At 73.1% G+C, this 9,964-nt stretch carries 10 protein-coding genes and 1 pseudogene; 6 read left to right on the top strand and 5 right to left on the bottom strand.

The features are described from left to right. Window positions 1-234: 234 nt before the first annotated feature. The gene (locus ACLQ24_RS26835) at window positions 235-651 is read right to left on the bottom strand and encodes a hypothetical protein (RefSeq protein WP_425894500.1); all 417 of its coding nucleotides are present in this window, start codon (window positions 649-651) and stop codon (window positions 235-237) included. Between ACLQ24_RS26835 and ACLQ24_RS26840 the strand changes: the two are divergent. Beyond that, a pseudogene (locus ACLQ24_RS26840) lies at window positions 574-887 on the top strand (hypothetical protein); the annotation flags it as partial. The gene ACLQ24_RS26835 and the pseudogene ACLQ24_RS26840 sit on opposite strands and share 78 nt — an antisense overlap. Before the next feature lie 445 nt (window positions 888-1,332). Here the strand turns inward: ACLQ24_RS26840 and ACLQ24_RS26845 are convergent. Beyond that, the gene (locus ACLQ24_RS26845) at window positions 1,333-2,865 is read right to left on the bottom strand and encodes a M1 family metallopeptidase (RefSeq protein ID WP_425894491.1); all 1,533 of its coding nucleotides are present in this window, start codon (window positions 2,863-2,865) and stop codon (window positions 1,333-1,335) included. A gap of 198 nt (window positions 2,866-3,063) precedes the next feature. Between ACLQ24_RS26845 and ACLQ24_RS26850 the strand changes: the two genes are divergently transcribed. Both ACLQ24_RS26850 and ACLQ24_RS26855 read left to right on the top strand, forming a co-directional pair. Beyond that, a complete protein-coding gene (locus tag ACLQ24_RS26850; protein WP_425894492.1) occupies window positions 3,064-5,667 on the top strand; it encodes an FtsK/SpoIIIE domain-containing protein in 2,604 nt (867 codons plus the stop codon). Between the two features lie 2 nt (window positions 5,668-5,669). Then, entirely contained in the window at window positions 5,670-6,488 is an 819-nt protein-coding gene (locus tag ACLQ24_RS26855) for a hypothetical protein (RefSeq protein WP_425894493.1), read from the top strand. A gap of 130 nt (window positions 6,489-6,618) precedes the next feature. Here the strand turns inward: ACLQ24_RS26855 and ACLQ24_RS26860 are convergent, their stop codons facing one another. Continuing rightward, the gene (locus ACLQ24_RS26860) at window positions 6,619-6,990 is read right to left on the bottom strand and encodes a hypothetical protein (RefSeq protein WP_425894494.1); all 372 of its coding nucleotides are present in this window, start codon (window positions 6,988-6,990) and stop codon (window positions 6,619-6,621) included. Between the two features lie 436 nt (window positions 6,991-7,426). Next, window positions 7,427-7,942, bottom strand: a complete 516-nt coding sequence (locus ACLQ24_RS26865; protein WP_425894495.1) for a hypothetical protein — start codon at window positions 7,940-7,942, stop codon at window positions 7,427-7,429. Window positions 7,943-8,145: 203 nt separating this feature from the next. On the opposite strand from ACLQ24_RS26865, the gene ACLQ24_RS26870 reads away from it, so the two are divergent. Then, the gene (locus ACLQ24_RS26870) at window positions 8,146-8,355 is read left to right on the top strand and encodes a hypothetical protein (protein WP_425894496.1); all 210 of its coding nucleotides are present in this window, start codon (window positions 8,146-8,148) and stop codon (window positions 8,353-8,355) included. A gap of 333 nt (window positions 8,356-8,688) precedes the next feature. Here ACLQ24_RS26870 and ACLQ24_RS26875 read toward each other — a convergent pair whose 3' ends face one another. After that, complete coding sequence (locus tag ACLQ24_RS26875; RefSeq protein ID WP_425894497.1) at window positions 8,689-8,910, bottom strand: hypothetical protein; 222 nt, start codon at window positions 8,908-8,910, stop codon at window positions 8,689-8,691. Between the two features lie 297 nt (window positions 8,911-9,207). Between ACLQ24_RS26875 and ACLQ24_RS26880 the strand changes: the two genes are divergently transcribed. Together ACLQ24_RS26880 and ACLQ24_RS26885 are read left to right on the top strand one after the other, a co-directional pair. Beyond that, window positions 9,208-9,426 (top strand): winged helix-turn-helix domain-containing protein, encoded by a 219-nt coding sequence (locus tag ACLQ24_RS26880; RefSeq protein ID WP_425894498.1) that lies wholly within the window; start codon window positions 9,208-9,210, stop codon window positions 9,424-9,426. A 207-nt stretch (window positions 9,427-9,633) separates the two neighbouring features. Beyond that, on the top strand, window positions 9,634-9,897 hold the full coding sequence (locus ACLQ24_RS26885) for a DUF6244 family protein (protein ID WP_425894499.1): 264 nt from the start codon (window positions 9,634-9,636) through the stop codon (window positions 9,895-9,897). Window positions 9,898-9,964: the final 67 nt, after the last annotated feature.

A 9,964-nucleotide genomic window follows, 5' to 3' on the forward strand; every position in this document is an offset into this window, starting at 1 on the left:
AAATCCTTGTTCCGCAAGCCCGAAGTCCGCTACGCCGCCTCCTGACCATCAACTATTTGCCTTACGGGTCAATATCCCTCACATACTTGAGGGCGTCGCCTAGCCCCTCGTTGTCGTCGGCGAAAAGCAGGTTGACCGCAGTCAGGGCTATGGCGGCGCCAGTGTCCGAGTAGCCGGACTCACGGATGAGGTGTACGCGCAGTTCGACGTCGATGCAGCGGCCTTGATCACCGATCAGCAGGTGATCACGCTCAAGGGGGACGATTCCGGCTTCTGGAAGTCGAGCACGAATTCGGCCTTGCCCGGTGCGCCGAGCTCGCCCAATAGTGGCGTGGCCTGGCGAAACCATGTGTCCCCGCCAAGCCGCTGGACGATCGTGGCCAGGTCGTCGCGGGCCCGTTGGCTGGCGAGTTGCTCCTGGTAGGTGCTGAGCACGTTCAGTTTCGCGGCCCGGTCCGGCGCAAGGAGCAGCTTGCCCAGCGCCCGGGTAGTCGAGTCGGTGACCGGCTCGGCCCGCGCGGCAGCCCTTGTCAACAGCGGCGGCGTGAAGGAGTCGCCAATGAAGTTTTCCGGGTGTGCTGGCTGCTGCGCGCGCTGGACCCGCTCGCCGGTCAGTTCCCGGCGCTCGTCGCCTGGATCGAGCGGATCCACACCGGACTGGTGACGGCGGACCGCGACTACCCGTTCCTCCACGGCACCGACTGGCTGGCCTCCGCCCACCTGGGGCTGGCGGTGGCGTTCTGGGGGCCGCTGCGCGACCCGGTGCGCAACGTCTGGGTGGGTCCTTCGCGGTCGGGGCGTTCCCGCCGCTCTGGTTCGCCTACCGACACATCCGCGCCGTCGAGGCGGATCGTGTCGAAGCGACGGGGGAGCCAGCGGCGGTGTGATCGGTCGCGCATGGCGGCCGCCGGGCGGGTGCGCACTACCTACGCGATGCCTGTCGAGCTGCCCCGAATGTGGGGCAACGGCAGCGGCGATTGCTCTCCGCACGGCGGTCGCTCTGTGCGGCGGGCGCGTGCGCTGTGCGCCGTGCCTGTGCGTGTGCGCCGTGCCTGTGCGTGTGCGCCGTGCCTGTGCGTGTGCGCCGTGCCTGTGCGTGTGCGCCGTGCCTGTGCGTGTGCGCCGTGCCCGTGCGTGTGCGCCGTGCGGCGGGGTCGAGCTGGGCGCTGCGGTCGTTTTGTACGTCGCCCGTGGTGTCGGTGCCGTCGTCTGCCCCACAAATGGGGCAGCTCGACACGCACCCAGCACACCCCGCACGGCCGGGAGGCCGGAGAGGCCGGAGAGGCCGGAAGCGCCCGCCGTGTGACGGGCGCTGCCGGCCGCAGACCCTAGCTAGTGCGACAGCAACTCGTGGGCCTCGCGGATCTTGGCCCAGGACTTCGGCTCGGGCGGTGGGGCGGCCTTGCGCGCGGCGCTGGCCACGTCGGGACGGCCGGCGGTGAACAGCCAGGTGGTGAACAGCTCGTCCAGGTCCAGACCGGAGATCCGCTCGGCCAGGGCCTGGAACTGCTCGATGGTGCCGTTGCCGTACCGGTGCTCGGCCGTCCACGCCGGCAGGATCGCGAAGAACGCGTCGTCGCCGACGGCCAGCCGGAGCTGGTGCAGGGTCATGGCGCCCCGGTCGTAGACCGCGTCGTCGAAGACCCGGTCGGCGCCCGGGTCACCGGGCAGCACCTGCCAGAAGTCGTCCTCGGCGGGGTAGCTGGCGTAGGTGAAGTCGAAGACCTCCTGCGCGGTGCCCTCGCCCTGCTCCTCCGACCAGAGCCACTCGGCGTACGAGGCGAAGCCCTCGTTGAGCCAGATGTTGCGCCACTCGGCCACCGAGACCGAGTCACCGAACCACTGGTGGGCGTTCTCGTGGGCCACCACGTACGTGTTGGCACCGCGCCGCCAGAAGCCCGGCCCGTACACCGGGCGGGTCTGCGTCTCCAGGGCGAAGCCGATGCCGTCCACCGGTCCGGCCACGCCACCCTGCGCCTCGAATGGGTACGGGCCGAAGATCCCGCTCTCCCAGTCGAGGATCTCACCGGTCCGCTCGATGCTGGCCCGCGCGGCCGGCCCGAGCGCACCCAGCGAGGTGCTGTACGCGTTGATCACCGGCTGGCCGCCCGGCGTGGTGTCGGTGACGATGTCGTACTGGCCGATGGCCATGAAGGCCAGGTAGGGCGCGGTGGGGGAGGTGGTCCGCCAGATCCACCGGGTGCGGTTGCCGGCCTCGGCCGCCGGCGGCCTCGGCTGCACGCCGTTGCTGATCACCTCGACGCCGGTGGGCACCGACACGGAGATGTCGAATGTCGCCTTGTCCAGCGGGTGGTCGTTGCTCGGGAACCACCACCACGCCGACTCGGGCTCGTTGACCGCGAGCGCCCCGTCGTCGGTACGCGTCCAGCCGGTGTAGCCGCCGACCAGGGTCTCGGACGGAACGCCGCCGTAGCGCACCACGATGGTGAGCTGCTGGCCCCGGGTGATGGTGCGGGCCGGTGTGACGACCAACTCGTGCGCGCCCGCGGTGGCGGCGCTGGCCTCCCACCCGTTGACCCGTACCGACTCGACGTCGAGCAGGAAGTCCAGGTTGAACGCCGAGAGGTCCTGCGTCGCGGTGGCGAGGATCGTGGTGGTGCCGGTGAGCCGGTCGGTGGCCGGGTCGTAGCGCAGCCGGACGTCGTAGTGCGAGACGTCGTAGCCACCGTTGCCGTAGTCGGGGTAGTAGGTGTCGCCCAGGCCGGGCGCGCCGGGTTGCGGCGCGGCAGTGACGACGGGACGGCCCCAGGCCGTCGGGGCGGCCGCAGCGGGCGCGCCGGTGAGCATGGTGCCGGCGGTGGTGAGGGTCAGGGCGGCGGTGGCCGCCGTGAGGACTCGACGCACGAGGTGGACTCCCTCCATCGGGTGTTCGCACCGCAAACCTAATCGACAACTGTGAACGTTGCCGGCCTGCCGCGCGGGGGGACGTGTCGCCGCCGCCGGCCGCCACGATCCGAAAGCGCGGGCCGGTTACTGTCCCGGTGTCACCGCTGTCCGTTAGGGTTTCGGCGGACCGGACGGCCGTGGTGTGGGAGGCGATGCGTGGGCAGGCTCGCGTCGGTGTACGGGCAGGCGGTCACCGCCCACCGGGCGGCCCGCGCTCACCTGGATGCGGCCGGGGCCGTGCTCGGCGTGGCCCCACCTCCGTCACCGCGGGCCGGCGGGGGCGACCTCGTCGCCCGACTCGCGCGCCTCGGCGCCGCGCTGGCCACCCCCACCCCCGGCGCGGCCACCCTGACCGACGACCCGATCGCGGTACGGATCGGCGACGCGTCCACCGAGGACGGCGGATTCGCCGTGCTGGTGCCGCTCGGCGGCGGCCACCACCTGGCACTGGACACCGACGCCCGGGACGGGCGGGTCGCCGCGCTGCTGCGGGCGTTGGTGCTGCGGCTGGTCGCCACGGCGCCGCCGGGACGGGTCCGGGTCGCCGGCATCGACACCGCCGCGCTGGGCGCGACCTTCGGCCCGCTGCGCCCCCTGCTCGACGCCGGGGTGCTCGACCCGCCGGCCACCAGCGAGGCCGAGGTGACCGCCCTGCTGGACGCCGCCGAACGGCACGCCCGCGCCGCCCAGCACGCCGAGCCCGCCACGCGGCAGTTGCTACTGGTGGTCGCCACCGCCGCGCCCGCGCCACGCGAGTTGGCCCGACTCGCCGCGCTCACCCACGCCGGCCCGGCCGCCGCCGTCTGCGTGCTCCTCGCCGGCCATCCGTCCCGGCTGCCCGGCGAGACGTCGCCGCCGCTGGGCAGCACCACCGCCATCCGGCTCACCGAGGGGTACGCGCACGTGGGCGACCCACCCGGCGCGCCGTTCAGCGCCGACGGCAGCGGTCTCGCCGCCCCCGTGCTGCTCGACGGCGATCCGCCGCCTGCCTCGGTCCGCGCGCTCGCCGAGCACGTCGGCGCCGCCGCCCGCCGCGCCGACGCGCTGCCCTTCGCCGCGCTGCTGCCCGAGCGACGCTGGGCCGAGTCCGCGGCCAACGGCCTGCGCACCGTCGTCGGCCGCGCCAACCCCGCGCCGTTGACCGGCGCCTCCGGCACCGCGCTGACGGTCGCCTCCGGCACTGCGCTGACGGTCGCCTTCGACACCCTGCTGACGGTCGCCTTCGACGACGCCACTCCGCACTGGCTGGTCGGCGGGCGTACCGGCGCGGGCAAGACGGTCTTCCTCCTCGACGTCCTGTACGGGCTGGCCGCGCGCTACTCGCCCGCCGAGTTGCAGCTCTACCTGCTCGACTTCAAGGAGGGCGTCAGCTTCACCGAGTTCGTGCCCACCGGTCGCGACCCGTCCTGGCTGCCGCACGCCCGCGCGGTCGGCATCGAGTCCGACCGCGAGTACGGCCTGGCGGTGCTGCGGGAGTTGCGCCGTGAGGCACAGCGGCGCGCCACCGCGCTGAAGCGGCACGGCGTCACCAAGCTCGCCGACCTCCCGCGGGACAATCCGCTGCCGCGTGTCGTGGCCGTCATCGACGAGTTCCACGTGCTGCTCGCCGGCAACGACGCCCTGGCCCGCGAGGCGGTCGACCTGCTGGAGGAGTTGGCCCGCAAGGGCCGCTCGTACGGCATCCACCTGGTGCTGGCCAGCCAGAGCATGACCGGGATCGAGGCGCTCTACGGTCGGGCCGAGGCGATTTTCGGGCAGTTCGCCCTTCGGGTGGCGCTGCCCGGCGGCGGTGGCGTCCTCGACCAGCTCAACGACGCCGCCGCGGCCCTGCCGATCGGCGCCGCCGTGGTCAACACGGCAGCCGGCGCGGTCGGCGCCGACACCGTCGTGCGCTTCCCCGACGCGCACGCCGCCGCCGACGACCTCGCCGCGCTGCGCCACGAGCTGTGGCAGGCCCGCCCGCCGGGCTCGCGGGCCCCGGCGGTCTTCAAGGGGTACGAGGCGGCGCGCGTCGAGGACGACCCCACCTTCGCCGGGCTGCGCCCCGGTGGTCGACGTCCCATGGCGCTGGTCGGCCGGACGGTCGACGTGCACGGCACCACCGCGCTGTTCCTGATGGACACCACCCCCGGCCGGCACCTCGCCGTCGTCGGCACCGCACCGGCCGGCGCGGACGTGCTGCGCGCCGCGGCGCTGAGCCTGGCCCGTCAACACACCCCCGGTGACGTCCGGTTCCAGGTGGCCTCCCTGGTCACCGCCGCCGACGCGGTCGCCGCCGAGACCGAGGCCACCCTGCGGTCCGCCGGCCATCCGGTGCACCGCCTCGACGCGGCCGGACTACGCGACCGGATCGCCGCGCTGGCCGCCGAGCCGGCCGGCCGCGAATACCTGGTGGTGTTCGGGATGGACGCCGCCGCGCCGGTGCTCGGGGCGTCCGACCCGGTGACGTTCCGCTCCGGCCTGGACGACCTGCGTGCCCTGCTGCGCCAGGGTCCCGCCCAGGGCGTGCACCTGCTCGGCTGGTGGCGTGGCCTGCGCCGGCTCTCCGACGACCTCGGCGGCACCCAGAACCGCGACGACGTCGCCTGCCTCGTCGCGCTCAACGTGCCCGGGCCCGAGTTGGCCCTGCACCTCGGGGTGCACGACCTGGCCTACACGCCCCGCGCCGACCGGGCGCTGCTGGTCGACCGGCACGACCAGCGGACCAGGCTGATCGTGCCGTTCGCCCGCGACGGGCACGATTCGGACGGGGAGCGTTGACGGTGTCCTTCGAGGAGTACGCGGCGCTGGCCCGAGAGCTCGCCGACCACCGCCGTGCCGGTGAGCGGGACGCCGCCGCCGAGTCCGAGCGCCGCCGTGACCTGCACGCCGCCGCCGACTACCTGCACCAGCGGCTGACCGCTCAGGGCCACCGCCTCGACCAGCTCGGCCGCGCCATCGGCGTCGACCAGCGGCCGACCGCCGCACCACCCGGCTCGCCTGGCGGGCTCGGTCCACCTGCGGCGCCCGAGCCGGGGGACGGGGATTTCGCCGGCGCAGCCGGCGCGTCGGGGCGGGCGGGTGTCGGGGCGTACTCCGAGCTGCCGGCGGGGCAGGCGCGGCTGGCGCTGCCGACGGCGGTGAGTTCGGCGGGCGTCGGGGTGCCGGCACAGCGTGCGGCGGCGGTCGACCCGGTGGTGGAGTTGGAGCTGGCCCGACGGATGGCCGACGAGGCCGACCGGCACGGGCAGCAGGCCGAGCTGCTGGCCCAGCGGCCGGCGCTGCTGCCGACGTGGTCGCCGCTCGCGCGGGCGGTCGCCGTCTACGCGGCCTGCGGGGCGGCGGCCGGGGTGTTGATGCTGACGCTGGTGCTCGCGTCCGGGATCGGGCTGGTCGACGGCTTCACCCTCGGCGCGTGGATCTGCGCGGGCCTGCCGGCGCTGGCGTTCTTCGCGGGTTACCTGGTGCTGGGCCGGTGGGGGAGGCCCGCCATGGTCGTCGGCACTCCGCCGCGCTACCTGCCGCTCGGATTCGCGATCTGCTTCCTGCTGGTGCCGCTGGGCTACTGCGCCTACCTGCTGCTGTTCCGCGCCCTGCGCTGAGAGGTTTACGACGAACACGTCAGTGCGACGACGGGCAGGACGGGGTCGTCGCCACCCTCGCCGACGGATCGAGTCACGGCGGTGAGGCTGGCGATGTTCCTGAAGGCAGGCGTGGCCGCCTCCGAGGACGTCAGTCGGTACCGCCTGCGATGGCCGACGGACTCGCTCGCCGCAGCTCGGTCAGCTCCCGGATCTGTGCCGCCGTGACAGGCAGCGGCACCTCCCAGTCGGCCGCGTCGGCGAGCAGGTCGCCGAGCATGGCGGCGAAGGCCGCGCGCCACGTCGCGCCGCTCGCTCGGCCGCCGTCGTACCCGTAGTGGTCGCCGGTCACCGTGTGCAGGGCGGCGATCGCGGCGCCGAAGTCGGGCCGGGCCGGGGCGTCGTCGAGGTGCTGCTCGGAATCCGACCACTCCTTTAGCGACCGCCCGGGCAGCAGGCCGCTGAACAGCCACTCGCCGTGCTCCCGATCGTTGCCGTAGTGCAGCAGCAGCAGCGGCGGCACCGGCACCTGCGGCGCGCGCGGCCACGAGGCGGAAGTAGCGGGCCTCCGCCCGGCCGATCCCCCGCTCATAGCGCAGCAGCGGCGCGTCGGGCGGTGGCGGCACCTTCAGCACGACCTCGCGCCCGTCGTCGAGCGTCACCCGCCACACCGTCGCGAAGCCGCCGCCCGTGATCGGTCCGCAGTCCACCACCCGACGATCTGCGCCGAAGGACGCGTCGACGAAGCCTTGCACCTGATCCTGGTCGAGTGACCGCTGGGTGCGGCTGAGCGCTTCCACCCGTCGTCCCTTCTCCCCGCCGTGCCGGTGCGAGGATGTCGATCCGTCACGAGCGGTCGTCGCTACGGTGACGATCGTCAGCGTGCCAGAGCGGTCGACAGTTTGTGGTTTGGCTCGGCCGGCCGATGATCGTGAGGGGCCGTCCCCCACGGCGGCTTTCTAGCGCCTCTCCTGCTGGTCCCGCACGTCTGCCTGGCGCTCGTCTCCGCCGTGCGCCGCATTGTCGGCGGCGTGCGCTGCGGTGTCTTCAGTGTGCGCTGCGTTGTCGGCGGCCTGCGCTGCCGCCGCGAGGATGTCGTCCCGTTCCCGGTCGGTGCTGCCCTCGTCCTCCAACAGCCCGAGCAGAAGTACCGTCCGGGCGACGATCGCTGGCGCGTCGTCGGGCACCGGCGGCCGTTCACCGAGCGCCGCCCACACCAACGCCTCGGCCAGCGCCGGATCGACGTCACACCCGGTGGCGTCGTAGCGTTCCCGCGCGGACGCCACGAACCGGATCACCGGCGCCCGGTCCTGCCCGGCGACGAACCGCCGCCGCACCGCCACCAGCAACGCGCCCGCGAGCAGGTCCGCGTACCTCCGCCAGTCCGCCTCGCTGAACCGCCGCAGCCGCCGTTCGTGGCCGCGCAGCCGTCCCGCCAGTAGACCCCGCAGCGCCGCGTGCGGATCGGTCACCATCGTGCCTCCCTGAGCCTCCGTCGGCGTCTTCTGGTCGCCAGGGCGCCCGCCACTCGACAGCCGCGAGCGATCTCCCGGCGATTGCGGTGCTCCTGGTCGCGTCGGGCACGGGCGACACCGCTTCGCCGGTCAACGCCGCCACCGAGCGGTCGATGCGGCACGCGCCGACGGCGAGTCGCGCAACGACAAGGTCCAACCGGGTGATGGCCGCCGCGAAGCGCCGGGCCGCGACCACGTCCGCCACACTGTGGGTACGCCGCAGCCGGTCCTCGGCCGCACCCAACCGCCATCGGGTGCGGGCGGCCAGCGCGGTGGCCCGGTCCGCGTCGACCCGAGCCGTTCGCAGTCCGGCGAGCAGCTCACCTGCCGTCGCGGTCGCCGAGGAGGCCCGATCGGCGGCCAAGCCGGCGTAGACCAGACTGAGCGCCCGCCAACACTCGGTGACCGCGTCCTGCCAGGGCAGCCGCCGACCGGGTGACCCCGAGCCGTGCAGGTACGCGCCGGCCCGGTCGGCGGCGGCGATCGTGGCCAGCCAGGCGTCGCGCAAATCGTCCACCGGGTCGCCGTAGTGCGCGAGCCGGGCCCGCCCGGCCTGCTGCTCGTCGCACGGGCCGGGCCGTCCGCAGCTCCGGCAGATCCCGGTGTACGCCTCCGTCACGTGCTCGGCGATCCTCATCCTCGCATCGGCAATCTGCTGGTCGGCGTGCCTGTGCAGATCGTCCGCGTTCACCGGCGGCCTCGGCGGTTCACTTGTCGGCCTCAGCGGTGGCCTTGACCAGGCGTGCGAAGAGCACGTCGGTGCATGGGTAGTCCATGCCGCAGCCGCACACCCACCTGCGGACCACGCGCGGTGGATGGGCGAAGAGAGTGTCGTCGGCGTCCTCGACGTCCTGCTCGGACACGAGAGGCTGGGCTGGTGGGTGTCGGGCGGCTGGCCCGGTGGGCTGTTCGTCGGGTCGATCGGGCATCGGCGTGCTCCCGTCCGGTTGGTCTCCTTGCTGGTCAGGGCTGTGCTTGTGGCGGCATGTGCCGCTCGCGGTGGTGCGCTGGGGCGGCGTGCGGGCACGCCCCGGCACGCCCGGCCGGACGGGGGGACCGAACGGCCGGGCGCTTCCTGCGGGTGGGGAAGGAACCAACTCCTCGGGTGCTGACCAGGGAGCCGGTCAGTTCGGAGCCTAGGATAACAAGCTATCGCAGTCAAGCTATCACTTGCGATAACAAGGTGAAGAGTGGTCAAATGACGGTGCTGACCAGGGAGTACCGCCATGCCACCAAGCCCCAAGTGGGTTGAGCTTGCCGAGCACATCCGGAAGCAGATTGCCTCGGGCGAGCTGTCGCCCGGCGACAAGCTGCCTTCAACCGCCCAGCTCTGCCAGATTCACGGCGTCTCCGCGATCGTCGTGCGGAACGCGATGCTCACCCTCAAGGCGGAGGGGCTTGTCGTCGGCGTGCCGGGCGTCGGCGTTTACGTGGCTGAGCGCTGAACGCTGTGGTCGGGCTGCGATCCGAGTCGACTCTGTAGATCTTGGTGCGAAAGTGCCCCTGGAGGGGCATTTTCCTACCAAGATCTACTCCTTAGGTTCACGATTAGGCGATCGTGTGGTCGCGTTGAGTGCACGGATCTCGTACGCTCCCTTGTGGTTTCCGCCAGTGCGGTGGTGGAGACGATGGCTGACCAGGGGAGGGTGCGCGTGAGCGCAGCACAGATCATCGCGAGGTTGGCGGCGGCGTCGCAGAAGCTCGACGAGGCGAAGGCCAAGACCGCAGCGGCAGCACAGGACGCGGCCGAGGCGCGATCACTCGTCGCCGGTGCGCTGGAGGGCATCGCCGCCGGTCCGCTGGTCGGCATGATCGACGCGTACCGCCAGGCGCTGGCGCAGGCGTCCCAGGGCGGCGAGCCGGCCAAGCAGCACGTCCAGGAGACGATCGCCAAAGTCCGCGCACTGGTCGGGTAGCCCCGGCGCATTGCTGCGCCGGGGCCCCCTCAGAACCGTGCGTGCGACTTTCACCGCACACGGCTCA

Source organism: Micromonospora sp. DT4, assembly GCF_049841675.1.
Classification (GTDB): domain Bacteria; phylum Actinomycetota; class Actinomycetes; order Mycobacteriales; family Micromonosporaceae; genus Micromonospora.